This window comes from Verrucomicrobiota bacterium (assembly GCA_016871495.1).
In the GTDB taxonomy this organism is placed as follows: domain Bacteria; phylum Verrucomicrobiota; class Verrucomicrobiia; order Limisphaerales; family VHDF01; genus VHDF01.
In genome coordinates, this window is the sequence record VHDF01000053.1 from 1 (window position 1) to 24,426 (window position 24,426).

At 60.6% G+C, this 24,426-nt stretch carries 24 protein-coding genes and 1 tRNA gene; 4 read left to right on the forward strand and 21 right to left on the reverse strand.

Annotated elements, in window-relative coordinates; translation table 11 throughout:
* From FJ404_12355 to FJ404_12445, 19 genes are all read right to left on the reverse strand, one after another.
* The coding region (locus FJ404_12355) for a hypothetical protein (protein ID MBM3823657.1) at positions 1–458 on the reverse strand (458 nt) is incomplete at its 3' end.
* A 204-nt stretch (positions 459–662) separates the two neighbouring features.
* On the reverse strand, positions 663–1,511 hold the full coding sequence (locus tag FJ404_12360; protein MBM3823658.1) for a hypothetical protein: 849 nt from the start codon (positions 1,509–1,511) through the stop codon (positions 663–665).
* Positions 1,504–1,854: a hypothetical protein gene (locus tag FJ404_12365; GenBank protein ID MBM3823659.1), complete on the reverse strand. Its 351-nt coding sequence runs from the start codon at positions 1,852–1,854 to the stop codon at positions 1,504–1,506. The genes FJ404_12360 and FJ404_12365 overlap by 8 nt, the downstream gene beginning before the upstream one ends.
* A gap of 190 nt (positions 1,855–2,044) precedes the next feature.
* Positions 2,045–3,442 carry a hypothetical protein gene (locus FJ404_12370; protein MBM3823660.1) on the reverse strand — a complete coding sequence of 466 codons (1,398 nt, stop codon included), beginning with the start codon at positions 3,440–3,442 and terminating at the stop codon, positions 2,045–2,047.
* Positions 3,439–4,179, reverse strand: a complete 741-nt coding sequence (locus FJ404_12375; GenBank protein MBM3823661.1) for a hypothetical protein — start codon at positions 4,177–4,179, stop codon at positions 3,439–3,441. Before FJ404_12375 ends, FJ404_12370 begins: the two co-directional genes overlap by 4 nt.
* Complete coding sequence (locus tag FJ404_12380) at positions 4,176–4,637, reverse strand: prepilin-type N-terminal cleavage/methylation domain-containing protein (GenBank protein MBM3823662.1); 462 nt, start codon at positions 4,635–4,637, stop codon at positions 4,176–4,178. The genes FJ404_12375 and FJ404_12380 overlap by 4 nt, the downstream gene beginning before the upstream one ends.
* Positions 4,634–5,071, reverse strand: a complete 438-nt coding sequence (locus tag FJ404_12385; GenBank protein MBM3823663.1) for a prepilin-type N-terminal cleavage/methylation domain-containing protein — start codon at positions 5,069–5,071, stop codon at positions 4,634–4,636. The genes FJ404_12380 and FJ404_12385 overlap by 4 nt, the downstream gene beginning before the upstream one ends.
* Entirely contained in the window at positions 5,068–5,727 is a 660-nt protein-coding gene (gene gspH / locus FJ404_12390; GenBank protein MBM3823664.1) for a type II secretion system protein GspH, read from the reverse strand. Before gspH ends, FJ404_12385 begins: the two co-directional genes overlap by 4 nt.
* Positions 5,637–6,131 (reverse strand): type II secretion system protein GspG, encoded by a 495-nt coding sequence (gene gspG / locus FJ404_12395; protein ID MBM3823665.1) that lies wholly within the window; start codon positions 6,129–6,131, stop codon positions 5,637–5,639. Before gspG ends, gspH begins: the two co-directional genes overlap by 91 nt.
* Before the next feature lie 14 nt (positions 6,132–6,145).
* Entirely contained in the window at positions 6,146–6,760 is a 615-nt protein-coding gene (locus tag FJ404_12400) for a hypothetical protein (protein MBM3823666.1), read from the reverse strand.
* A gap of 114 nt (positions 6,761–6,874) precedes the next feature.
* A complete protein-coding gene (locus FJ404_12405; protein MBM3823667.1) occupies positions 6,875–7,213 on the reverse strand; it encodes a P-II family nitrogen regulator in 339 nt (112 codons plus the stop codon).
* A gap of 59 nt (positions 7,214–7,272) precedes the next feature.
* Positions 7,273–8,661 carry an ammonium transporter gene (locus FJ404_12410; protein MBM3823668.1) on the reverse strand — a complete coding sequence of 463 codons (1,389 nt, stop codon included), beginning with the start codon at positions 8,659–8,661 and terminating at the stop codon, positions 7,273–7,275.
* Positions 8,662–8,782: 121 nt separating this feature from the next.
* The gene (locus FJ404_12415; GenBank protein ID MBM3823669.1) at positions 8,783–9,760 is read right to left on the reverse strand and encodes an ABC transporter permease; all 978 of its coding nucleotides are present in this window, start codon (positions 9,758–9,760) and stop codon (positions 8,783–8,785) included.
* Positions 9,757–11,259: a sugar ABC transporter ATP-binding protein gene (locus FJ404_12420; GenBank protein MBM3823670.1), complete on the reverse strand. Its 1,503-nt coding sequence runs from the start codon at positions 11,257–11,259 to the stop codon at positions 9,757–9,759. The genes FJ404_12415 and FJ404_12420 overlap by 4 nt, the downstream gene beginning before the upstream one ends.
* 10 nt (positions 11,260–11,269) lie before the next feature.
* Positions 11,270–12,325 (reverse strand): substrate-binding domain-containing protein, encoded by a 1,056-nt coding sequence (locus FJ404_12425; GenBank protein ID MBM3823671.1) that lies wholly within the window; start codon positions 12,323–12,325, stop codon positions 11,270–11,272.
* 796 nt (positions 12,326–13,121) lie between these two features.
* The gene (locus FJ404_12430) at positions 13,122–13,907 is read right to left on the reverse strand and encodes a ThuA domain-containing protein (GenBank protein MBM3823672.1); all 786 of its coding nucleotides are present in this window, start codon (positions 13,905–13,907) and stop codon (positions 13,122–13,124) included.
* 727 nt (positions 13,908–14,634) lie between these two features.
* Positions 14,635–15,318, reverse strand: a complete 684-nt coding sequence (locus FJ404_12435; protein ID MBM3823673.1) for a hypothetical protein — start codon at positions 15,316–15,318, stop codon at positions 14,635–14,637.
* A gap of 199 nt (positions 15,319–15,517) precedes the next feature.
* On the reverse strand, positions 15,518–15,871 hold the full coding sequence (locus tag FJ404_12440; protein ID MBM3823674.1) for a zinc ribbon domain-containing protein: 354 nt from the start codon (positions 15,869–15,871) through the stop codon (positions 15,518–15,520).
* A 114-nt stretch (positions 15,872–15,985) separates the two neighbouring features.
* Positions 15,986–16,062, reverse strand: a tRNA-Arg gene (locus FJ404_12445).
* A 521-nt stretch (positions 16,063–16,583) separates the two neighbouring features.
* On the opposite strand from FJ404_12445, the gene FJ404_12450 reads away from it, so the two are divergent.
* Entirely contained in the window at positions 16,584–17,984 is a 1,401-nt protein-coding gene (locus tag FJ404_12450; GenBank protein MBM3823675.1) for a Gfo/Idh/MocA family oxidoreductase, read from the forward strand.
* On the opposite strand, the gene FJ404_12455 is transcribed toward FJ404_12450, so the two are convergent.
* Positions 17,974–19,341 (reverse strand): hypothetical protein, encoded by a 1,368-nt coding sequence (locus FJ404_12455; protein ID MBM3823676.1) that lies wholly within the window; start codon positions 19,339–19,341, stop codon positions 17,974–17,976. The genes FJ404_12450 and FJ404_12455 overlap by 11 nt on opposite strands.
* Before the next feature lie 169 nt (positions 19,342–19,510).
* Between FJ404_12455 and FJ404_12460 the strand changes: the two genes are divergently transcribed.
* On the forward strand, positions 19,511–20,635 hold the full coding sequence (locus FJ404_12460) for an aminotransferase class V-fold PLP-dependent enzyme (protein MBM3823677.1): 1,125 nt from the start codon (positions 19,511–19,513) through the stop codon (positions 20,633–20,635).
* A gap of 30 nt (positions 20,636–20,665) precedes the next feature.
* On the opposite strand, the gene FJ404_12465 is transcribed toward FJ404_12460, so the two are convergent.
* Positions 20,666–21,808, reverse strand: coding sequence for a M20 family metallopeptidase (locus tag FJ404_12465; GenBank protein MBM3823678.1), 1,143 nt, complete (start codon positions 21,806–21,808; stop codon positions 20,666–20,668).
* Between the two features lie 331 nt (positions 21,809–22,139).
* Between FJ404_12465 and FJ404_12470 the strand changes: the two genes are divergently transcribed.
* Entirely contained in the window at positions 22,140–23,168 is a 1,029-nt protein-coding gene (locus FJ404_12470; protein MBM3823679.1) for a Gfo/Idh/MocA family oxidoreductase, read from the forward strand.
* A gap of 15 nt (positions 23,169–23,183) precedes the next feature.
* Complete coding sequence (lpxB, locus tag FJ404_12475; protein ID MBM3823680.1) at positions 23,184–24,353, forward strand: lipid-A-disaccharide synthase; 1,170 nt, start codon at positions 23,184–23,186, stop codon at positions 24,351–24,353.
* The last annotated feature ends 73 nt before the right edge of the window (positions 24,354–24,426 follow it).

Here is a 24,426-nt window from a genome sequence, read left to right on the forward strand (position 1 = left end):
AGGTCGCCGGTCTGGTGGTTGTCGAGGCTTTTGATCATCTCGGTCGCGATATTAATATTTTCCGTGAAATCGGTGATGATGATTTGTTTGAGGCGCTCGTTGACTTCGGCGACGCCTTTTTCCGAGAGAACCGGTTTGAGTTTTTCCTTCATCTCGGCCGGCTGCACGTGTTGGAGCTGGACGATTTTCACCAGGCGCTGGCGTCCGATGGGAATATCGCTGCGCGAGGCGTCCAGCAATTCGGGACTCAGTTTGGGTTCCTTGCCTTCCGGGACGATGAGCAGGGACTGGCTGGATGCGATGATATTGAAACCTTCCAGCGAGAGCGCGCGATAGACCAGATTGATGGCGTCGCGTTTGCTCGTTTTCTTGCTGCTGACGATGGTGATCTGGCAGTTGGCCTGCGGGTGTTTGATGACGCTCTTGCCGGTTTGTTCGGCGAGCCACTGCACAATCATGTTGATGTCGGCGCCTTGAAAGCTGACCTGGACGCCGTCGGGCGGCGAGTTCGTTCCCTGCGCGGGCGGTTGGGTGGAGGGCGGTGCTCATGGCGGGGGGGAGGAGGATTCTGGGCCGGGAGGCCGAGCGAGACGGAGAGCAGGGCGGCGAGGGACACCATCCGAAGCCAGTCGGGAAAGAAAGATCGGGAGGGAGTGGGGGGGTCATGGTAGGGTCTCCGTTTTTTTGGGCATGAGGCTTTCGCTTCCGAAGCCGGAAAAAATCGTCAATTCCTTGGTTTGCTTTTCGTGCTCGATGAGCACCCGGTTTGTGCCGACCTTGAGCAATTTCACCTCTCCAAGCATGGCTCCCTCCTTGAAGAATCCCGTCTGGCCGGTGGCGGTGCGCAAGAGGGCTTGATCTTCCGCGACGCCGAGCAAAGCCATCGGGAGCGGGCGTGACACCGGTCCGAGAATTTCGCTCTGAACGACTTTGTCGAGCCGGGCCTGCACCACAGGGGGGAAATGGGTCATGCTGGGCGGTCCGCCTGCGCCGCGGCCCCTTCCCATCATGGGACCGCCCGGAAAACCTGGAGGCGGACCTGGGTGCACCGCGGGTTTCGCGGCGGTGGGGGCCGCGTTGGACGAGGTGGAGGCGGTATGGGTCGTGGAACCAGCGCGGGCGTTGGTCTCGGTCAAGGGAATGGGGTTGGTGGCCGTGTTCGTCGAAGCCACCTTTGCCAAGACCAGGTTCGTCTGTGCGGGGGTTGGGGTGTTTGAATGGGTGGAGGCGGTGTGGGTTCCGGCAAGAGTGTTGGCCGCATTCGACGTGGACGCTGAGTGGGTGGTTTGGAGGGAAGCGACGGGTTTGGCTTGCGGGGTTACGCCGGACCCGGCAGTGGGGTTTGCCGTGGCGTTGGTGGCACTTTTGTCATCTGCCAGGGTGGGCACCTTGGGAATCGTGATTCCCGCGAGCGGATTCGAACGGAGGCTGATGCGAGCCAGTTGTCCGAGGAGCAAAACGGCCAGGACCAGGGTGGCGGCGCGCAGGATCCGAGGAAGAGAGTCAAGCACGGGGACCTCCTTCCACGGGCCATTTTTCGAAATTGAGGAGCACGACTGTCATGGAGACTTTGGTTCCCCCGCGCATGGGATCCGCCGAGAACTGCACCGAGTCGATCACGAGCGGGAAGCCCAGTGTTTTCAAATTCTCCATGAACATCAGGATCGCGGGAACTTGTCCGGATCCCTCGAAAAGGAACGTGGCCAACTCGCGTTCACTCCCCCGGCTGACGGTTTCGCGCACCATGGTGAAAACGATGCCGCCGCCGCGCGCCGTGTTCTGGATGGCGTCGCTCGCATCGGCGGCCAGGGTCGCGGAATTCAATTTGGCGGGGTCGATCCTGGTTGTTTCCATCCACTTCGCCAATTGCTCCGCCTTCGCTTCATACGGAAGAATCTCGCGTCGGAGATTCTCGGCATCCTGGCGCAGTCGCTCGTAGTCCGCCAGAGCTCTTGAATCCCCAAAACAGGGCGAGGTAGAGGACGATGCCGATCGCGGCGTAGCGAATCGTTTTTTGGTCTCGAGAGGACAATCCACTCATGGGCTAGGCTTTTTGGGGACCGGCGGCGGGCGGGTTGGTGGCGCCGTCCGTGGTTTTCGCGGGGGCGTTCGTGGCGGGGCTGTTCGTTTTGGGAAGAAACTTTTCGAGTTCCGAGGCGGGCGGGCTCAAGTTGAGAGCCTCGCGTTCGGCCAGGGGTTTCCATTGCGCCGTCATGCGGACGTTGAGCATTTGTTGTCCTTGAATCAACGATTGCTCCTCGATGGTCGCGCTGGAGAAAAAGCCGGAGGCGAGCAATTTGGAGCGAAAGGCGCCGACCTGTTGGGCATCGCGAAGGCTGAGGCGGATGGAAACCTCGCCGCGGCGGTTCATGTTGAGGCCGTTGAGGCGAATGCCACCGGGTGAGGATTGGGCAATGACATAGAGCGCCTCTTGGAAGGTCGGCTGATTCTCGCGGAGGTAATGCAGGAATTGATGCTCCCGGTCGATCAGGGCCAGGCGGGATCGATCGGCGCGAAAGGCTTGCATGCGGCGCTCCAAACTCCGCTTGAAGAGCCATGGCTCGAGCCAAGGCGAGGCGATGAGAGCCAGGAGCAACAACGCGGGCACGTTCAAGCCCTGGTTTAAGGCGGCGCAAAGCAAAGGAGCCCACGAAGCGGAGTGCGTGACGTAGATCGGACGAGCGGGATTCAATCCTCGCAAGACTGAAAGCACCGGATCCAGGGCGGGGATCAACAGGTCGAGAACCGGCTGTTCACCTCCGCCCTTCTGACCCGCGGCGCGGTCCAGGCGTTCCTTGGCTTCCGCCTGACTGAGGGAAGCTGGCGTCGCGATGGCGCGAAGCAGTTCCGTTTCCCCGCAGGCAATCTGGCGGGCGGCGACGGGCTGACCGTCCTCGAAGACCACCCATTCCGATTGCTCGCTTCCGACATCGAGCAGGGCGAACTTCGAAACATGAGGTTCAACGGAAAGCGCCCTGACACTGGCGGCCAGCACGTAGGCGGGCGCCAATCCAGCTTCGGTGAAAAGCTTGTCGAAATCCGCCAGCAATTCCCGGCGCAACGCGGCCACGAGATGGTCGCGTCCGCCCGGAACAGCCGAGCTACCCCAAGCCAGAGCTTCGGGAGGCAGTGGGAATTCTGATTCGATCTTCAAGGAGAGCACCGAAGCGAGATCCGCGTCCGAGCCGGGTGGAAGCGTGATTCGGCGGAGGGAAACGCCTCGCGCCGGGATGGCGCACCAGAGCCGGGCGCCTGTATGCACCCCCAGGGCTGTCAGCGCTTCTCGCAGCGATCCGCGCAATGACTGCAGGCCCTCCTCGGTGAGGCGTCCTGACGCGTCCCTCGCGACCCCGAGCTTTCGATTCTTCCCGTTCAGGGAGAGGAGGAGCGAGTCGTTGCCAAGGTCGCCTACCACAACTTGTGAATGACGCCAGGAGATCATAAATCATCTTCGCGATAGGCAAGGGTTGAAATGCCGGACGCATTGACTCGGAAAACACATTGCACGCGCTGGCGGACTCCACTGGCGGTGACTTTTCCTTCCGCCGTAACCCGAAAGGTCTCGGACCTTGCGGTGACTCGCGACGCGAGTTGTTTGAACTTCTCGCGATCGATACCGGGAACGCGGAGAAGCCAGGCGATGTTTTTAAAGGGTCCGCCGGATTTCCGCTGATTCAGAACACCCTGAGCCGATTGGCGGTCGAGTCCAGGCAGGCAAGCCAGAACCTCCAGAGGCGCCGTGTTGATATTGACCTCTCCCGCTCCGGAGCCGCCCTGGTCGTTTTCCCCGGCCACGACGCGATCGGCGATTTCCAGGAACAAGTCTTCGCTGATCAGCGCGGGACCTGACGCGTTCGCCGAGCCGCCCGAACCTGGCGCCCGGACCTCCAACAGGTCCACGATGCTTTGAAAAGTGTTGCGCCCGCGGTGGGCGACGATGGCCCGGGCGATGGACTCGGTGATGCCCTGGATGGCGGTGAGATCGCGTTCGCTGGCCGTTTGCAGATTGACGCGGGTCTGGCTCGAGGCGTCCACGTCGGAAACCCCAGAATGAACGGTGAGGAAGGGCTCCCATGCCACGGCGGTGCTTTGCGGCGCGGCTTGGGAATTCCGGGAAATCAACCGTCGTGGAACCGAGGATTCCCCGTAGAGCAATTCCGGAGTGATGCCGCGGATCATGAGGAGTTCGCGCGTCGTTTGCAGAGGTCCATTGCGAGGTCGGCGCTGCGCCGCCGCCACAACGTGTAACCTTGCGATCCCGGGGTTCTCTCCAGGAAATAACTCATCTCGCAGAAATCACCCTCCTGGGGTTTCCGGGGCGAAAAATGGTGCGTGGCGAAATCAAGGCGGTCCATCTCGATCGTCTCGAGCATCAGATCCGTGCCGAGGAAGGGAGGTCCTTTGGACATCGCGCAGGCCGCTTTCAGATCGGCGCTCATCAGCGCCAGGGCGGTCCGCGCGCTTTGAATCATGTCCGTGCGCGGCTCGACGATCTTGCGGGTGGCCATGCCCGCGTTGAGACAGACATAAGCGCTGCCGAGAATGATGGCCATCAGGGCCGAACTGATCACCAATTCGATCAGGGTGAATCCTTGCCGCCGCGAGGGACAAGTTCTGGCCGTCCTGGAAAGGTTCATCGCCGCCTCCGTTTCTCTTTGGACTCGGCTTCTTTCCGATTCGCTCCGGGATCGGTGGAGTCTGATGGTTGCTGAAAGAGATAGGTGCGGAGTTCAAACAGGGGCTGACCTTCGGTGGCATGTTCGACCACGATCGCGACGTCGTGCAGTCCCGCGAGGGGGGTGCCGCTGACGGTTTGCCTCCACTTGTAATGGGAGAGTCGTCCGGTGCCAAGGCCCTCGGTGGTGCCGTTGCTGAAGAACGGCTCGGCGCGGAGCAGTTCCACTTGGGAAGCGGCGAGATGCGACGCGGCGGCGAGTAATTCCGAATCCTTGTTCGAAAGCAGCGAAGTGTTCATCGCCTGGGTGAATCCGGCGAACGCGAATCCCAGAATCAGCACGGCCACCGTCACTTCGAGGAGGGAAAAACCCGCGGATGCTCGTGCAAGCTTCATGGGCGTCCGAGATCCTGCCATTTCACGCGCGCCGTGGCGCTGAGGACGGTCAGAACCAAGCGAAATCCGTCGCGATCCTCGAGCAGCATTTCCGCGCTGTCGGCGGTGCCGTCGGGATAGAAGGCCACGCTTTGGGAGTCGGAAGGCTGGGCTTCGCGAGGTGTTGAAGGAGCTGGCTCCGCCGACGGTTCCAGCCGCAGGCGCAGTTTCACTCGATGATCGAGCGCGCCCTGAGCCCCCAGCAGTTCGGGCCGGGCCGCAAAATCAGAATCGCGACTGCCCGAGTCGCGTTCGGTTTCTCCCTCGATCAGGTAGCGATTCTCCTCCTCGACCCACCGAACGCGGTGAATGCGGAGCGTCGCGATCGCCTGGCTGCGCGCCAATCCCAGCGCGTCCACCATTTCACGTCCCGCCGATCGTAGCGCCGCTTCCTGCATCGAGCCCCTCATCTCGGGAATGATCATGACGGAGAGGATCCCCAAAAGTCCGATCACCACCATGAGTTCGATCAGAGTGAACCCTGGAGCGGCGGGGCACCGCGTGACCGGTTGGGGCCTCCTTCCGTTCATTTCGTGGAGGCCGGGGTCGATTGCCAGTTCCCGATGTCCGCCGCCTCTCCTTCCCCACCGTCCGCTCCGTCGGCGCCTTTGGACCATAAATCAAAACTCGTCGGATGCTTCACTCCGGGCCGTCTGTAGGCATAGGGGTTGCCCCAGGGATCGTCCCGCAGTTCCTGGACATACGGCCCCCGCCAGCTTTTGCTGTCTCCTGCCGGGGCCGTGACCAGCACTCTCAACCCTTCCTCGGAGGTGGGATAGCGGTCCATGTGGATTTGGAACCGTGCCACGGCATTGGCAAGGACACCGACTTGGGTCTTCGCGCTGCTGATTTTGGCATCCTGGGTGGTGCCCATGAACTGGGGAATGATGGTGGCGGCCAGGATGCCCAGAATCACGACCACGACCATGATTTCAATCAGGGTAAAAGCGCCGCGTGAACGCAGGGAGGGGGACCGTTCGGGCGATGCGATTTGCGAGACCGCGTTGGGGGAGTTGGGCATAGGCTTGGCAAGGGTTATTGAATGGACCGGCTCATTTTGAAAATGGGCAGCAAAAGGGCGATGACCATGAATCCAACCAGGGCGCCCACGATCAGAATGAGCGCCGGGGCCAGCAGCGAGATGAGGGTTTTGGTGCGGGCGCGCATGTGCCGCTCTTCGATTTCCGCGACTTTGAGCAGCATCTCGTCGAGTTTTCCCGCCTCCTCGCCCACGCTGATCATCTGAATGGCGGTTTTCGGAAACACGCCAAATTTGCGCAGGGGACCGGCCAGGGAATCGCCGCCGCGCGTTTCCTCGGCGACTTGGGCGACGCTTTCGGCGAGGGCCCGGTTGCCCAAGGTGTTTTCGACGATTTGGAGGGCGGGCAGCAACGACACGCCGCTGCGCGCCAGTGTGCCCAGCGTGCGGGCGAACCGGCCCAGCGCCGCGGAGCGAAAGACCGGTCCGATCAAGGGCAGCTTCAATTTGAACTCGTCCCAACGCCGCGCTCCGGAGGGAGTCTGAAGCGCCTTCCACAACGTCCAAGCAACCGCGGACCCATCCTCGACCGCACGGCTACCCAGAGTGGTTTTTGACGCCGGACGAACGGATTGAATACGGGGTAGGGACGCTCCGCCGGCCTCCTTTATTCACGGATCGCTCCGGGACCAGGGGACTTCGCCAGGAGGCCCAATCCGGAGAGTCGTCTTGTCCGTCGGGCTTCTCGAATGACGCGATCGGGGCGTCGGGGTGCGCGGACGCGCTTAGACAGCTTTTTCTCCCTTTTCTTCGGTGCGGATCCGGATGACTTCTTCCACGGAAGAGACGAAGACCTTGCCGTCGCCAATCTTGCCGGTTTTTGCGGCCTTGATGATCGCTTGCACGGCGACGTCGACTTGGTGGTCGGCGATGACCAATTCCAGTTTGACCTTGGGCAGGAAATCGACGGTGTACTCGCTGCCTCGGTAGATCTCGGTATGGCCTTTTTGCCTTCCGAATCCTTTGACCTCAGTGACCGTCATGCCTTGGACGTCGACTTCCTGCAAAGCCTCCTTCACGTCATTCAATTTGAAAGGTTTGATGATGGCTTCGATCTTTTTCATGGGGTTCGATACGGGATGGTTTATGCAGTCGAAACGCTCAGCGACGATCGCCGGCTGGGCTAGTCATTATGCGATTTTTCGCCATGCTGGGTCAAATCCAGTCCGAGGTACTCCTCCTCGTCGGTCACGCGCAGTCCCACGACAGCCTGAACGATCTTGAGGATGATCCACGTGCCCACGGCGGAGAGAACGACGGTGGTTCCGATTCCGATGCACTGGTTGAGGAGTTGGCCCATACCTCCGGTAATTTCAACGGCTTTGCCGTCCACTTTGAAAGTTTCCTTGATGAGGGGATTTACTTCCTGGCTGGCAAACAGGCCGCACCCGATCATGCCGATGAGGCTGCCCATGCCGTGAACCCCGAATACATCCAGCGAATCGTCGTAATGGAATTTCGATTTCAGTTTGGTGACTGAAAAGTAACAAACCGCCCCGCCTGCCAAACCGATCAAAAGGGCGGAAGGGATCGTCACAAATCCGGAAGCCGGCGTGATGGTGGCCAACCCCGCAACCATGCCTGAGGCGGCGCCGAGCACACTGGGCTTCCCTTTCAAACCCCATTCGATGGCACTCCAGCTCAGCGCGCCCGCCACGGCCGAAAAGTGAGTGGCTGCGAAAGCCCTCGTGGCGAGTTCGCCCGCGCCCAGGGCGGAGCCTGCGTTGAACCCAAACCACCCCACCCACAGCAAACCCGTACCGATCAAACTCAAAATGACGTTGTGGGGCGGCATGGGTTCGTGAGGATAACCCTTGCGCTTGCCCATGACGATCGCACACACCAGCGCGGCGACGCCCGAGCTGATGTGGACCACCAGGCCGCCCGCGAAATCCAGGACTGGAATCTTCCCGCCCAAGGCCCAATTGAAGTATCCGCCCTTCCCCCAAACCATGTGGGCGAGCGGGCAATACACGATCAGCAACCAAAGGATCGAGAACAGGGCGTAGGCTCCGAACTTCATCCGTTCGGCAAACGCGCCCGTGATCAAGCCCGGAGTGATGATGGCGAACATCATTTGGAAAAGCATGAAGGACTGGTGCGGAATCGTGGCCGCGTAGTCCGAGTTGGGCTGGCCTCCCACCCCGTTCAACAAAAAGTAGGAGCCCGGCTTGCCGAAGAAAGCCGTCCCCTCTCCAAAAGCCAGGCCGTATCCCAGCACGGCCCAAACCGCCGACATCAAGGCCATGAGGAACATGCTGTGCATCATGGTGGCCAGCACGTTCTTCCGCCGCACCAAGCCCCCGTAAAAAAGGGCCAGCCCGGGCGCTGTCATCATCAGGACCAAGGCGGAACTGACCAGCATCCAGGCATTGTCACCCGTGTTGATGGGCGAGACCGCGCTGGCGGCCGCCTCCAATTTGGCCAGCCTTTCCTCCAACCCAGGCGCTTTCACCTCAGCGGGTTGAGCATGCCCAAACGCACATCCCAGACTAAGGAGGAAAACCACCATCCAGAAACGTCCCGAATGAAATCGATTGAAGGAGCTCATGGTTCGCTCGGTTAGACCAAATGCCCTTGCGGGTGTCAACCTCCGAGGCCGGGTTGTTTCAGGAGAAGTGCAGAACCAGAAGTTACTCCATCGCCTCCCGCAGCGCCCGGCGCCGGTCCGCGATTCGCTTCACCACTTCATCGGTGGTGACCCCCGCCAGAATCACCGCTCCAATGATCGCAAATTCAACGTGGGTAGGGATTTCCAAAATGTTGATGGCATTGTAAAGCACCCGCATGACGGCCGTGCCCACAATCACCCCGATGATGGTTCCCTCCCCTCCCCGCAGACTGCATCCGCCCAGAACGGCGGCGGCGATGGCATAAAGCTCGTAGAATTCGCCCAGACCGGAAGGCTGCACCGAATTCAAATCCAGCGAGAATAGCACCCCGCCGACTCCCGCCAGGGTAGCGCAGATGACGTAGGCCGCGATCTTCACCGCGTCCGTGTTGATGCCGCTGAATCGAGCTGCGGTCTCGTTCCGCCCGACCGCCATCAGGTGCCGTCCCCACACAGCGCGATTCAAGACCACCGCCGCCACCACCGCGATCACCGCGAGGATCATGACCGGCATCGTCAATGAGAATTGGGAGGTCAGCGCGATTTTCCCCGTGGCGAGTTGGCGCAAGCCCTCGAACGTGTTGCCAAACCCCAGGCTCTCGTCCTTCGTGACATAACGCGCGATGCCACGATAAAGGAGCAGCCCGCACAGCGTCACCACGAAGGGCTGCAGCCGCACCTTGGTGATCAGCAAACCATGGGCAAAGCCGATGGCCACCGCCACCGTCATCGACGCCGCCACGGTTCCCGGCACACTCCATCCCCGCTGAGTCAACAACCACGCCAGCAACGACCCCACCAAGCCGATGACAGATCCGATGGAAAGATCGATCCCCCCCGTCATAATCACGAACGCCGCCCCAATGCTGATGATGCCAAAGAGCGCGGTCCAATGGATCAGGTTCTGCAAATTGTACGCGCTGACGAATTGCGGCTTTTGCAGCGCTGTGGCCGTGAAAACCACGAGCAAGAGCCCGGTGATGCCGAATACTTTTCTCATGCTGACGCGTGGCCCGTGGCCAGTTTCATGATCGCTTCCTCGCCCATGGTGTCCGCCCCCAACGCGCCCGCCAGGCGCCCTTGATGCATGACGAGCACCCGGTCGCTCATGCGCAGGATTTCCTCCATCTCGCTGCTAGCGAAAAGAATCATCACCCCGCCCGCCGCCAGTTCGCCCATCAACCGGTAGATCTCCTGCTTCGCGCCCACGTCAATGCCGCGGGTCGGTTCGTCCAGCAACAACACCTTGGGTTTCAAGGCCAGCCATTTCGCCAAGACGACCTTCTGCTGGTTCCCGCCCGAAAGGTACTGCACCCATTGCCCCAAATGCGGTGTCTTGATCTTCAACTTTTCAACCTGCTCCCCGGCGCAATCCCGCTCTTCAGCCGGACGACGCCATCCCATCCTCGCCATGCGATCCAATCCGGCCAGGATCGTGTTGTCCTCTACCGCCATTTCCAAAATCACACCCTGCGCCTTCCGATCTTCTGGGACGAGCGCCAGTCCGTGGCGGATTGCGTCCTGAGGGGATCGAATGTCCAGGCGGATCCCGTTCAGAAACACCTCGCCACCCGCCGAAACATCAATGCCAAACAAAGCGCGCAGGAGTTCCGTCCGTCCCGAGCCCACCAAACCCGCCAGCCCCACGATCTCACCAGGGCGCAACTGAAAGCTGACGCGATGACGAGCATGCGCTTTCGACCGCAATTCCCGGACCTCAAATCCCGTGCCTTCGGAGTCGCCGGTCACAGGAGTCTGACGATGCGAGGGTTTCAGGTCGCGTCCGACCATCAATCGGACCATGGCGTCGTGGTTGATCTCTGCGTGGTTCAAGGCTCCCGCGTTTCGCCCGTCGCGAAGCACCACCACCCGATCGGCCAGTTCCTTCACCTCGCCCAGGCGATGGCTGATATAGACAATGCTGACGCCGCTGCTTCGAAGTTCCTTGATCACCTGGTATAACTTTTCGGTTTCGCCCTGGCTCAAACTGGACGTCGGTTCATCCATGATCAGCAATCGCGCTTCGGCGCTGAGGGCGCGCGCGATTTCCACCATCTGTTGCCGGCCCAAGGACAAGGTGTCCATCCGCGTGCGCGGACTGCATTCCAGACCGACCCGGCGCATCGGAATCCTGGCCCGATCTTCCATTTGGCGGCGCAAGACGAAGCCAAAACGGCGCGGTTCCCTTCCAAGGAAAAGGCTGGAGGCCACATCCAGATTGTCACAGAGGTTGAGTTCCTGGTGGATGAGCACGATGCCCAGACCTTCGGCTTCGCGCACACCCGCCATCGAAACCGGCGATCCCTCCACCCAGATTTCGCCCTCGTCCGGCGGCTGCACGCCGGCGAGGATCTTCATGAGTGTGCTCTTGCCGGCGCCATTCTCGCCGATGACGGCCACCACCTCGCCCCGATCGACGCGCAAATGGACTTGGGTGAGGGCTTTGACTCCGGGGAACCGCTTGGAGACGGAACGAACTTCGAGCAGCGGGGCTGACACGCGCGGAGTCCTACTTGCCAGCCGCCTGCATTTGTTTCAGGTCGGACCAGAACTTTTCCACATTGGCCTTGCGAACCTCGACAATGGGCACTTCCAGGAATCCTCCCGGCGGGAGGACGGATCGGTCACCCTGGACCAGCGACTTGAGGATGCGGACGGAGTGATACCCGTAGTAATAGGGCTGCTGGCTGATGGTGCCATGCACGTGACCGTCGAGGATGCCTTGCAATACCTCATTGGCTTCATCGAAGCTGACAATCTTGATTTGATTCAGCTTGCCCGCTTCTTTCACCGCTCCCAGGCATTGGGGGGCGTTGTAGGCGAAAAGACCGACCATGCAGGCCAGATCCGGCGTGCTCGCCATGGCATCCTGCGCGTTGGATTTCGCTCGCGAATAATCGAAATTGTCCGTCCGCGTGTCCAAGATGATGTAGGAGGCGGCCGACTGCGCTTGCCCGGGAGGATCATAAACGATTTTGTCCAATGCCTGCATGGGGCGTCCGAGCACTTCGTCCATGACCCCTTGCCGGCGCTGCTGGGCGTTGAGCTGCTCAAGCCGCCCCACGAACAACATGATTTTGCCCCCTTGAGGCAGGGCCTCTTTCACGAGCTTGCCCGCGGCACGGCCTGCTTTGTAGTTGTCCATCCCCACAAAGCAGACGCGCTTGCTCCCGGGGGCGTCGCTATCGTGAGTGATGACAGGGCAGCGGGCGGAAACTTCGTCGATGAGGGCCACTTGATTCTTGGCGTCGATCGGGCTGATGGCGATGCCATCGATGCCCCGCGCCAGGAGCCCTTCCACCATGCGTTTCTGGTCCGCGATCCCCTTCGGGGGCATCAGGACTTCGCATTCGATGCCGAACTCCTTTTCGGCGGCACGCACGCCGGCTTGGGCGGTGTTCCAGAAGGGATCCACCCCGTTGGTGACGTAAGCGATCTTTTTCTTCTTGCCGCCTCCCGAGGCTCCGCTGCCGGAAGCCGCATTTTCAGGGCTTTTGCCGCAGCCTGTTCCGGCCAGAACAGAGATCAACAAAGACAGAAGGACGATGCGATAACGGTGTTTCATGGTGACAGCGCAGACTAAACCGCTTTGCGCCGCTTGCCTACGCTTTTGTTGGGGATGGAGTGGAAACGGTGCATCCCGAAGGGGTCTGCGGTGTGGCGCAGGCTGCCCAGCCTGCCGTATCGCCGACGGCCCGTCGGCCCGGCGGGTGAAGAACGAGGCCTTTCCTCAGGAACCGTGCAACCATTACTTTCGGTTTTCTCGCTTGTTCTTTTGACCTGGAGCGTCGTTGCACTTCGGTCACAGGCCCATGGCCAGGGCATGCTCCCTCGTCGCGCCTAGCCGGAAACGTCAAAGCGGCGCAACAAATGCCCACCCAATTCATGAACAGCACACGGGTTCCCTTCGTCACCCCGCAGGCTGGGCAGCCTGCGAAACAGCAGACAGGGCTGTCTGCGTGACCACGACAACCCGGTCACCGACAACCTCTGGATGCACCGCTGAGGCCTTTGCAAATCTTCACCACGTTCAACTGCCGTTTGATGGTTCAAGGTTTAACCCGCCTATTTCATGCACGGGACGCCCGGTGAGGACACCGGGCCTACAAACACGGAGGCAGTCGCGATTGTAGGCCGCGTGGCCTCACGCGGCGTACTGTCGCGGATTCAAGCTCAGTATGAAATATCCGGTTTAAGTGCTGGCCGACGAACGTCCGCGACGCGGTAACGCATGACGGAACAGGCGTAAACGCCGCACCCCGGCACTCCAAGCGCGCATCGCAGACCACCCGTCGAGGCACCGGGTGGAAAGCGCGCCCCCCGGCGGCTCTTGGCAGGTTCCAGCGGAGGGCGCTCACCCTCTACTTGGTAAGGGAAGTGGATTCCCCGGGTTCGAGTCCCAGAGCCCACTTGATGCCGCCGAGAATGTGGTTTTGGTAGAGTTTATTCTCCCAAACGTCTTCGCGGTGGCCGAGGGATGTGTAGAAAACTTTGCCCGCTCCCTGGCTTTTGCACCAAGCCACGGGAAAACGCCCAAACTGGGTCTTCTTGTTGGGGTGTTTATCGAGCACCAGCAACTCGCGAACTTTGGTGCCATCGTAGTTTTTGAGCAGGTAGATTTCCTCCTGCTGGATGCAATACGATTCGCCTAGTCCCTTGCTGGCGGGATGTTTGGGATCCTGCACCAGGCACTCCACGCCGACCTGAGCCCCGTGCGTCAAAAACTCCCCGCCCAACATCTGAATGTAAGGGTCAACCCCGGGACCCGGACCATGGAAGGTGTCGCTGGCCGAGTGCATCCCGATGAAAGCTTTGCCGCTCTGGATGGCCTTCAGGAACGCGGCCTTGTCCGGCAAAGGCAGTTCGCCGGTGGTATTGGCGAAAATGAACCCGTCGTATTGGTTCAGTTTCTCGACCGTCATCTTATCGGCCAGTTCCTGGTCGTTGCGCGCGAAATCAACCTCGAAGGCCTTGCTCTGCTGCGCGATCATGGAAAGCACCTTTTCCGCGGTCGGAATGGAGCTGTGCCTGAAGCCTTTGGTCACCGTGACCACCAAGACTTTCTTGGCCGCCTGTGCTTGCATTTCGGTGAAGCCGGCGAGTGATAAAACGAGGGACGCGAGGGCGATGGGAATAAGAGTTTTCATAATACGGAGGTGCTGAGGTCCTCAAGGTAACGGGCCTCTTCTTCCGCCGTCAATCCCGGCCGAAGGGTTGCGCCGCTTTGGCGGTTCTGGCGTTGTTGCTCCTCGGTCATAGACCGCTGGCGGGTATGCTCCCTCGTCGCCCCGCAGGCTGGGCCGCCTGCGCCACAGCAGACAGGGCTGTCTGCGTGACCACGACAACCTCTCGATGCACCGGCGACAGATTCCCCGTGCTTAGGAACCGTGCAACAATGAATTCCGATTTTCCCGCGCTGGGATTTTGACGTGGAGCGAGGCGCACTGAGGGAGCATGCCTTGGCCATGGGCCTGTGACCGAAGTGCAACGACGCTCCAGGTCAAAAGAACAAGCGAGAAAACCGGCAGTAATTGTTGATTGTTGCACGGTTCCTTAAGTCCGGCGACCCTCCGACCGATAAGGGACATTGTATCGGAAATGCCACGCTGTTCCGAGCCCAAGGCTCGAATGGTTCCGGGATTTTCGCCACGCCGTCCGACTCCTTGCTGCGGGAGCTGGGTCGGGGAGAGCAGAACGGAAGCTGCGACTCCGTTTCTTCTCTCCCCGGGGGCGTTGCCCCTCACAATCTTCCTTCAACCTCCCGACTAACTTGATGGTGAATTTACGCAGCATCCCGCACCCCGGCCCGGCGAAGTTTTTTGCTGGAAACGGTAATGGATCCGCATCGTTTCGGCGCGAGGGCTTTCCTGGAAATCATCGGGGCGCCGATGCTTTCGCAATCACATTCGTTTCGGCGTAGGTGTAAAGGCGCACCTCAGTGCGCCGGGTCAGATCGTTGTTGCGCAATTCGATCGCGGGCACGCCGGCCAGGAAATCCAATTCCTTTTTGAGAACTTCATCGCCAGGTTCGAGGACCGCCTGCACGCGGGGCAACATCCAAGCCGGGATGCTTTGACGCCCGATCCGCGTGAATTCGATCTGTGGACGCCACTGTTTATCGGACCGGTCGAGATGCCCGATCCGCTCCCAGACCACCTCGATGGACTTCCCGCCGATGGGATAAACGTGCCAGGTATAAAACGAAAAATTCTCGCTGCGGAGATCGATCCGCGCCTTGCGTAGGTTCCACTGGCCCGGGACCAACTTGCGATCGTTGGTCTTGATCCCTTTGCCATCATAGACGTCGTAATGCTTGCTCAGGTGGGAATTGATCTCGGCTTCGCTGAGTCGAACATACCCCACTTGAGTCTCTTTGCGGGCCGACTCGAGAACCTCCAGCTTGCGCCTGGCCTCTTTGGCGTCGAAAGCATCGGGCAGTTCGACGCCCACCAAATCGACCTTGGCGGTGATTTGGACGGCGAAATAGCCCGCCAGTAAGAACACTCCGAAACCGGTTATCCCCAGCATTACCCCGATTCGTCTCGGTTGGGCTTTCATGGCGTTAGTTCCAACTTGCTTTCAAGATGAGCTTAATTCGCTGGTCTTTTCCGTCGCAGGCGGCGTTGCTCTTCAGTCACAGATCCTTTGGATATGCTCCTTCCTCGCGCCTTGCCTGCAACGAAATATCCTGCGCGACTTAAGCTCATCTTGAAAGCGCATTGGAATAAGAAGGCGGAGTGCAGGCCCCCAGGAAATCTCACTTTTTCTCGGACTTCGAGGTTCCACCGGAACTGGCCGTCCCGGTCGAAGGCGTGGTGGAGGTTTTGGCGCCTCCCGAACCGGAGTCCGTCTTCGCGCCCCCGCCCGACGCTTCTTTATCCTTCTTGGCGGCGCTCTTGTAACCTTCGCTGCGGTAATCGGTGATGTAAAAGCCGGACCCTTTGAAGATGAGACCGGTTCCCCCGCCGACGCCCCGTTTGACGGCTCCCCGTCCCCAGACGCGTTTGGGGCAAATGGATTTCGGGCATTGCGTCAACGCTGCCTCACTGATGGATTGTTGGAATTCAAAGGAATGTCCACATTTGGAACAGGTGTAGTCGTATGTCGGCATAGCTACCAGGCCGGAAGTTCGATTAAGCAATTATTGGACCAAGAACAGGCACGTTTCTGCATGCTCCACTGGAACCTTGGCCTGGGCTGGCATGGAGCCGCATCTTGGCTCAGATGGCGCATCCGTCAGGAGTTGAACCTGAAACCTTCTGATCCGTAGTCAGATGCTCTATCCAATTGAGCTACGGATGCAGCCAAAGAATGAAAAGATCCCGAAGCACCACGGCTTTGTCAACGTCTCGATTTGGAGGCGATGATCTTTCGGTGCATCCCGATGTTGCCGGTGATGCAGGTAGGGCGCGTCCGTCCCGGCGCGCCGCCGGAGCATGATGTTTTGCATCCCGTGGGCGGCGGGCTGGGACAGGCCCGCCCTACCAACAACATCGGGATACACGGGACCTTTCCCGCATCATGGCCGCGCCGATGACGGCTCGGTCATGATTCGAGCACACACCCTTGCAACGACTTAAAGCTCGCATTTTAAATGCCACTTCGTATCCAATACGCCCCATTTCCTAGCCTCAGACATCCTGATTCCACCCCAGGTCAGGATGTCTGAGCCTGCGGGGCGACGAAGGGAACCTGGCGTGTGGAGAGCATGGAAGGGCCTCGTTCTTCACCCGCCGGGCCGACTGGCAGTCGGCGATACGGCAGGCTAGGCAGCCTGCGCCACACTACAGACATCTTTGGGATGCACGGTATGCGGGCTAGGGATCGAAACGCCTCTTGACGATGAGGGGACTTGGAAGGCATTCTCCCACGTGACCCCGAAGCCTTTCCAGATTCATCGTCGCCGTTTTCTCCAATCCGCCTCCGCATTAGCCGCCGCCACAGGAGTTCCAGTTTGGTATCAGGAATTCGAGGCCGCGCATGCCGCGCAGCCCAAGGTCCTCGGTCCCAATGACCGTCCGGGAATCGCCCTCGTGGGATGTGGTGGGCAAGGACGCGGGGATTGCTCAGCCGCCGCTCGATTTGGCGATGTGGTTGCGGTTTGCGATGTGGACGAACGCCACGCCGATGGGGCGGCCAAGCAGTTTACGAAGGAAGGAAAGGTTCCACAGAAGTACACCGACTTTAGAAAACTGATGGAACGCGACGATGTCCACGTCATCGTCAATGGCACGCCCGATCACTGGCATACCTTGATCAACATCCTGGCGGCGCGAACGGGCAAAGACATCTACAGCGAGAAGCCGTTGACGTTGACGATTGATGAGGGCAAGCGGCTGGTGCGGGAGGTTCGAAAACACCGGCGTATTCTGCAAACGGGAAGTCAGCAGCGCAGCGACCGCAATTTTCGAGTGGCCTGCGAACTCGTTCGCAACGGGCGCATTGGCCGCCTGCAGCACATCATCGTCGGGTTGCCCACGGGTCCGGTCGCAGGGCCGTTTCCCGAGGTCCCGGTGCCTCCAGGCTTGAATTGGGACTATTACCTGGGGCAGGCGGCTTTCATGCCTTACAACGGCAAGAATTGTCATTGGGATTTTCGCTGGTGGTACGCGTTCAGCGGCGGTCAGATGACCGATTGGGGCGCGCATCACAACGACATTGCCCAATGGGGCAACGGCACGGAGCGCAGTGGTCCTGTCGAAATCAACGGCAAATCCCTGCGCGACATGGTCCCCGGAGGCTTTACGGCCGCCTCGAAGTATCGGATCGATTGCCGCTATCAGAACGGCGTTACGATGGCGATTGTGGACGAAAGCACGGTGACCGACCTCAATGTCGTCGGGGACGGCAAGAAAACGCCGAATGGGGTCCAGTTCCTAGGCTCCGACGGTTGGATCTTTGTGGCTCGAGGGGCGTTGAAGGCAAGCAACGAGGAACTGCTGCAAAAGCCGCTCCCAGAGGGGACGCTCAAGCTCTACAATAGCGGAAACCACATGGGGAATTTCTTTGAATGCATCCGGAGCCGCCAGGAACCCATCTGCGACGTGGAGATAGGACATCGATCGATCTCCGTGGCCCACCTGGGAGTGATCTCCGTCCGCATGAATCAGCCCTTGAAGTGGAATCCTGAAAAAGAGGAATGCGTCGGGCCAAACGCGAAAGAGGCCAACCGCTGGCTTTCGCGGGAGATGCGCAAACCCTACGATTACAGCTTCATTTCTTAGCCACGGCTTCCTGGAAGAAGGCGAGCTGCATTGAAACGCTTTTGGCCCGCGTTTCAATGCGTTGGACGAGGTAGTCGCACGCCGCCTGGTGTTGCGACACGAAATCAGGTCCATAGGCGGCGAGGGTTGGACGAAGCTTGGCGGCGAGCCCTTGCACTCGCCGGGTCAGTTTTTCCGCAACAAACACTTGGGTCGTCAAGCTCGCGACCCGCTTCAGAAACACCTCCTCGGCCCCCGGCAGCGACAGGACGGCGTCGGAAACGACACCGCGCATGGGCGGGAGCAGCTCCATATGCGGTGACGAGCGGCGGATTCCGAACATTTGATCCAAGCCATGAGGAAGGAAGATCAACTTGTCGACCTGCAGATCGTGGAACACGCGATAGTTGTTCCGGTTCATGGAGTAACCGTCCCAGTGGCAGGTGATGCTTTCCAGGGCGAGCATGGTCATGAAGCGGTCCAGGTCGAGAATCTGCTTGAGCTTGGTTTCCCTCGCTTTGGCCTGGGGCTCCAGCGCGGCGCGGAGCAGTTGCTCAAGATCGCTGCGATCTTCGGGGTGGTCCCCTGAATTCGTGTCCAAAGGGGCGTCGATATCGCGACAGAATCCGCTGTCGTACAAGTTGCCGCGGGTGTCGCGAAAATGCCTTTTCAGGAACGGTTTGCCATATCCTTCCACCATGACGTAGAGCCCAAGGTCGCGTCCGTTCACCACGGCCGTGGCGTGGCCCGCTTGCGGGGCGGGCACGCCGGCCTCCACAAACATTTCGCGCGTGATGATTTCGCAAAGAAAACTGTCGTCCTGGACGGAATTGTTGAGCGAAAACTTCGAGAATCCTTTGAACTGCTGGTGCGGGGCATGTTTTGAAAAATTCAAGGTCCAGGCCGGCTTGTCGTCAAAGGGCCGAAAACTGCCGGCCGCCCCTTTCAGCTTGATCTCCACGTTGGTGTAAAGGACTCCGGATTCCTTGACGGTCGCCATCACGGCGGGGCGCTCGACCTCTTGTCCACCCCACCCGCTCCAATGGTAGCCGCGCAGGGTCTCGACATCTTTGGGCGCGATTTGAATTTCAAAGCGCGGGAAATCCGCTGGCACGGGCTGCTGCGCGGCACGGACCCGGGCGGGTGTCCGTTCACCCCTGCGTCTTCCCTGGCGCCAATTTCCGCCGCCTCCCCCGGTCCAAGCTTGCGCCATGACGCCGCCTTCCCTCCGGCCTTCTTCCGCCCGTTCGCGGTGGTACTCGGCGTAATACTCGCGAAAGACTCCGTATCGAAGCACCAGTACCGCCGCGAATGCGGCCCAGATCAGGCCTCGGACGATGCGCCGAGTCGGAGAAGGTTCTGTGCGGCGTCCAAACATAACGGGGTGGGGGGATGAGGTCGGCTAAGATGCCTCTCTGATGGCAACAGAAGATTCGTGAAGGATCAAATCGAATATTGACCTTGGACCCGGGCAAATTGAGCCTGGGGCTTTGTAAGTCCTTGCGCGGCGAGACAGCGCGGGCAACGGTTACCATTCCATTTGCTCCATGCTCACACCCCAATCTCGGAAGGAAGATTTTCCCAGCCTGGAAGGGATCGCCTACTTGAACACCGCCGCGGAGAGCATTCCCCCCCGGTGCGTCGGCGAAGCGGTTCACACTTATCTGCGGGACAAGCAGCAAGGCATGAAGGGGCGCGAAGCCCATTACGCCACTTTGGAAGCGTGCCGCGAAATCGGCGCTCGATTCACCGGTTTGCAGCCCCAGGAGATCGGCTTCTGTTCCTGCAGTTCCGAGGCTTACAACCTGCTCGCGACCGCACTCGACTCCAACGCATCCGAGGAAGTGGTCATCACGGATCTTGATTTTCCCGCGGGCGCGACTCCCTGGTTGCGAGCCGCCCGCGGCCCTCGCGTCCGCCTCTGGCAGTCGGTCGAAGGGGAACTGCGACTTTCCGATCTGGAACCGTTGCTGAACCCGAGGACCCGCTTGGTTCAAGTGTCCCTGGTCAGCTTCTACAACGGATTTCGAATACCCTGGGGGCGGTTCCGGGATTGCGTCAGGCGGTGTGCTCCCAGGGCTGTGCTGGCGGTGGACGTGACGCAAGCCCTGGGGCGAATCCCCATCGATTCTCAAGATGCGGATGTGCTGGTTTGCAGCACCCACAAGTGGACGCTGGGCCTTCACGGTGGCTGTTTGGTGGGCGTTCCCGCGGCGGGAGCCTCGGCGCTGACGACGCGCGCGGGCGGATGGTTTCATTTGACGAACGCTTTTGAAGCGGACCGCTTCGAACGAGCTGTGGCCAGGGAAGGCGCGGCGAGTTACGGCGTGGGCATGCCGAATTTCGTTGCCCTCTATGCCCTCAACGCAAGCCTCAGATATCTGGAACGGACCGGCGTGAGCGCCATCGAACACCATGCGAATCCTCTCACGCGGCGTGTCCATGACGGATTGGTGCGCCGGGGTTTGCAGCCGCTGGCCCCGTGGCAACCGCAATCTCCGTCGGGAATCGTCGCCTTCCGGCACCCGCAATCGGAATCTATTCACGCCGCGCTCGAAGCTTCCAAGGTGCATGTGATGCACCATGCGGGCCGCATTCGGGTGGCGGTGCACGGATACAATTCCGAAGAGGACATCGAACGTTTCCTTCGGGGATTGGATCAGGCCCTCTGAGAACTTGAACCCGGCAGGTTGCTCGGTTCCTTACTCGAACGTTTGCAGGAATGTTCGATAAAACTCGAAAGCGGCCTCCACCTGGTCCAGTTCGACGAACTCCTCCGCGGCGTGCGCGCGATTGATGCTGCCGGGACCGACCACCACGCTGGGGATGCCATGCCGCGCCAGTTTGCTGGCGTCGCTTCCAAAGGGAACACCGGTTGGAGTACCGTCCCATCCCATGCCGGACAGGACCCGCTGGGCGACTTGAACCACGTCTGCGGAGGCCGGTGTTTCCAGCGCTTCATCGGTCAGCATCGGTTGTTTCTGCTCCGCGCGGAACCCAGGGTGACGGGTGGATAATTCGTCGAGCAGGGCTTGGTAGTGATCCAGCACGGTCCGGATCGTCTCGCCGGGCAGCAAACGCCGATCGACTTCGATGACACATTCATCGGGGACCGCATTCACTTGGACACCGCCGCGGATCACTCCGATGTTGCAGGTGGCCGGCCCCAGCAAAGGATGGACGGTGGTGCTCCCCCGCTTCGAGTCTTGCTCCAATGCCAAAATGAGCCGAGCCATGTGCTCGATGGCGTTGACACCGAGGTGGGGTTTGGAGCTATGGGCCGCCTTGCCGCAGACACGAATTTGCCATCGTAATACTCCTTTGGTGGCTGTGACCAGGCGCAATTCGGTGGGTTCCGCGACGAGGGCGGCATTCGCCGTCAATCCTTCGCAGAGCTTGAGCACGCCGCGAAAGGAGAATTCTTCGTCCGCTACCGCGGCGAGCCAAACCTCGCAGGGCGGGGTGATTCCATACTGCTTGAGCCAGCCCACGGCATGCATCATGGCGGCCAATCCCGCTTTGGTATCGCAGGCACCGCGTCCGTAGAGGTTGCCGTTCCGGCACTCCGGGTCAAAAGGCGAGACGGACATGCCGTGGATGGGAGCCGTGTCCGTATGGGCCTCGAGGATGATCCTACGCTTGGGATTTTGGCCGGGCAAACGCGCGATGAGATTGGGGCGTCCGGGAAACACCTCCTGGGTCCAGGATTCCAGGCCATGACTCGCGCAGAAACGAGAGACGTAATCGCAAACGGCAATCTCCGAAACACCCCCATCGTACGCAGGATTCACACTGGGAATGGCGACCAGATCGGAGAGGGTGGAGATCAGAGCGGACGAATTCATCTCGACGGCATTGTCCTCCTGGCCTGCACGGGCCGCAAGGACACAAGACGGCGGGCGAAACGAAGCGGTGCATCCGCAAATTGACGGGGCGCGCCGTTCACAACATTTCCGCTCGCGCCCATCGGCCGCGGCGATCGCCTCCCGCTCCATGGCCCGCCCTGGGTGAATGCCTTCGCCCTGGCAGCCCCTTTGAGGACACACCCTGGAGCGGCGTCTACACCGTATCCCGGCGCTGCCGCGCGTTTCACCGACAACCTGCGGATGCACCGAGATTCGTAGCAGTCAATCTTTTCCCCTTGGAATGCTTCCTCCCTGGGCCGCACGATGAGGCATGGCTGCGTCCAAACTGCGCGTCGCCGTCATCGGCACGGGATCCCTGGGCAAGGAACACGCCCGCATTTATCACGAGCTTGCGAAGTCCGGCCCCGTATGCCTGGCCGGCGTTTACGACGCCCATCCCGAAACTGCCCGCAAAATCGCCGATCGCCTGGGCGTTCCCGCTTTCGATTCCCTGGTCGAAGCCGCCGCCTCCGCCGAAGCCTTCAGCGTGGTCACGCCGACCCGCACTCATTTTGAGATCGCCCGCGACCTGCTCGAACAAGGCAAGCACGTCCTGGTGGAAAAACCGATGACGGATCACGCCGAGCAAGCCGCCGATCTGGTCGAATGCGCTCGCCGCCGCCAAGTCATCCTCCAGGTCGGACATGTCGAGCGTTTCAATCCGGTCTTCTCCTGGCTCCAAGAAGCTGCCACCCACCCCCGATTCATCGAGTGCCACCGCCTGTCTCCCTACCCCGCGCGCAGCACCGACATAGGGGTGGTGCTCGATCTCATGATTCATGACCTGGATGTCATCCTTGCCCTGGTGCGCGCTCCGGTCCAAAGCGTCGAAGGAGTCGGAGTCAAGGTGTTGAGCGGGCGCGAGGACATCGCCAACGCTCGCCTCCGTTTCGCCAATGGCTGCGTCGCCAATCTCACCGCGAGCCGCATCAGCCCCGAGCGACTGCGCAAAATCCGTGTGTTCAGCGGCGGCGCTCAACCCGCTTACGTCTCGCTCGATTACCGTGCCCAGGAAGGTTACATTTACCGAATCGCCCGCGAGGATGAACCCGAGAGCTCGTTGTTGACGAAACTGATGAAGGCCAAGGACTCGGCCATCGTGAGCGAGTTCGGAGGCCGCCGCATCGTTCGAGAACCCGTTCCGCTGAACAAGGAAGAGCCCCTCCGCCTTGAACTCAGCCATTTCGTGCAGTGTGTCCTGGCCCGCAAGACGCCGAAGGTCAGCGGCGCGTCGGCCAAGGATGCCCTGGATCTCGCCTTCGAGATCACCCGCCAGATCGACGCCGCTTCGGCTGCCTGAAGCCGACCTCTCCACATGCCCCCGCGACAGCCAGCCGAATGCCTGATCGTCGCGGGGGAACCCAGCGGCGATGAACTGGCCAGCCGCTTGGTGCGCGAACTCCAAGCACGCTGGCCCGGGTTGCGCCCTCGCTTCTTTGGCGCGGGCGGACCCGCTTTGGCGGCGGCAGGCGTGGAGCTCACGGTGGATCTCACCCGTCATTCGATCATCGGGTTGGTCGAGGCGTTGCGCCAATACCGATTCTATCGCGGCGTCTTTGATCAACTGATCGAACTTGCGCGCCGCCGGCAGCCCGAACTGGTCATCTGTGTGGATTTCTCCGGATTCAACCGAAGACTCGCCGCCGCTCTGCGCCGTGCCGCTGCGGAAGGCCCCTCCGCCGGATTCCGGAATTGGCGCCCGCGCATCGCACAATTCGTTTCGCCCCAGGTTTGGGCCTCCCGGCCGGGAAGAGTGAAATCGATGCAGCGAGATCTCGACCTCCTGCTTTCGGTGTTCCCGTTCGAAAGGGAATGGTACGCGCGAAACGCCCCGCGATTACGCGTTCAATGGGTCGGACACCCCTTGCGAGATCGCCCTTTACCCGCCGGACGTTTGGACGAACATGCACCGCGTCCTCTTTTGGCGCTGCTCCCGGGGAGCCGCCGCGCGGAACTGGAAAGTCATTGGACCCCGGTTGTGGAAGCGGCCAGGATTATTCAGGAGCGAACGCGGTTGCGGCCCGTGATGGTGCTGCCGCGCGACGATTTGCTGGACCGCAATCGTGAAGCAGAGCTGCGAGGCCAGGGGGTTGAATTCCGCGTTGGAAATTTAAGCGAGGTGCTGTGCCAATCCGCGCTGGCTCTGGCTTCGACGGGAACGGTCACGCTGGAATGCGCGTTGCACGAAGTTCCGACGGTGGCTTTCTACGTCACCTCGTGGTCCACGTATCAAATCGGGCGCCGCATGATCCGCGTGCCCTACCTCGCCATGCCCAACCTGCTGGCCGGGAAGAAAATCATGCCGGAATGCATCCAGCACGAGGTCACAGGTCGGCGGTTGGCTGAGGAAGCGTTCCACATTCTCGAGAATCCCGAGCGCTTGAAAGAACTGCGCGCTGAACTTCGTCAAGCCGCGCAATCTTTGGGTCCGCCCGGCGCTTGCGCCCGCGCCGCAACGGCGCTGATCGAACTGATCGAAGCTTGAGAACTTAACTGGGCCCGAAACTGAACCTCGCGGTTGCGCTTTCGGTCCGCGGCGTCCCATAGAGAAACCTGCG

Excerpts from the sequence above, each read along its gene's own strand:
- FJ404_12365 (MBM3823659.1), bottom strand. The coding sequence starts at position 1,854 with ATGGAAACAACCAGGATCGACCCCGCCAAATTGAATTCCGCGACCCTG.
- FJ404_12370 (MBM3823660.1), bottom strand. The coding sequence starts at position 3,442 with ATGATCTCCTGGCGTCATTCACAAGTTGTGGTAGGCGACCTTGGCAAC.
- FJ404_12375 (MBM3823661.1), bottom strand. The coding sequence starts at position 4,179 with ATGATCCGCGGCATCACTCCGGAATTGCTCTACGGGGAATCCTCGGTT.
- FJ404_12380 (MBM3823662.1), bottom strand. The coding sequence starts at position 4,637 with ATGAACCTTTCCAGGACGGCCAGAACTTGTCCCTCGCGGCGGCAAGGA.
- FJ404_12385 (MBM3823663.1), bottom strand. The coding sequence starts at position 5,071 with ATGAAGCTTGCACGAGCATCCGCGGGTTTTTCCCTCCTCGAAGTGACG.
- gspH (MBM3823664.1), bottom strand. The coding sequence starts at position 5,727 with ATGGTCCAAAGGCGCCGACGGAGCGGACGGTGGGGAAGGAGAGGCGGC.
- gspG (MBM3823665.1), bottom strand. The coding sequence starts at position 6,131 with ATGCCCAACTCCCCCAACGCGGTCTCGCAAATCGCATCGCCCGAACGG.
- FJ404_12405 (MBM3823667.1), bottom strand. The coding sequence starts at position 7,213 with ATGAAAAAGATCGAAGCCATCATCAAACCTTTCAAATTGAATGACGTG.
- FJ404_12410 (MBM3823668.1), bottom strand. The coding sequence starts at position 8,661 with ATGGTGGTTTTCCTCCTTAGTCTGGGATGTGCGTTTGGGCATGCTCAA.
- FJ404_12415 (MBM3823669.1), bottom strand. The coding sequence starts at position 9,760 with ATGAGAAAAGTATTCGGCATCACCGGGCTCTTGCTCGTGGTTTTCACG.
- FJ404_12425 (MBM3823671.1), bottom strand. The coding sequence starts at position 12,325 with ATGAAACACCGTTATCGCATCGTCCTTCTGTCTTTGTTGATCTCTGTT.
- FJ404_12430 (MBM3823672.1), bottom strand. The coding sequence starts at position 13,907 with ATGAAAACTCTTATTCCCATCGCCCTCGCGTCCCTCGTTTTATCACTC.
- FJ404_12435 (MBM3823673.1), bottom strand. The coding sequence starts at position 15,318 with ATGAAAGCCCAACCGAGACGAATCGGGGTAATGCTGGGGATAACCGGT.
- FJ404_12440 (MBM3823674.1), bottom strand. The coding sequence starts at position 15,871 with ATGCCGACATACGACTACACCTGTTCCAAATGTGGACATTCCTTTGAA.
- FJ404_12455 (MBM3823676.1), bottom strand. The coding sequence starts at position 19,341 with ATGTTTGGACGCCGCACAGAACCTTCTCCGACTCGGCGCATCGTCCGA.
- FJ404_12460 (MBM3823677.1), top strand. The coding sequence starts at position 19,511 with ATGCTCACACCCCAATCTCGGAAGGAAGATTTTCCCAGCCTGGAAGGG.
- FJ404_12465 (MBM3823678.1), bottom strand. The coding sequence starts at position 21,808 with ATGAATTCGTCCGCTCTGATCTCCACCCTCTCCGATCTGGTCGCCATT.
- FJ404_12470 (MBM3823679.1), top strand. The coding sequence starts at position 22,140 with ATGGCTGCGTCCAAACTGCGCGTCGCCGTCATCGGCACGGGATCCCTG.
- lpxB (MBM3823680.1), top strand. The coding sequence starts at position 23,184 with ATGCCCCCGCGACAGCCAGCCGAATGCCTGATCGTCGCGGGGGAACCC.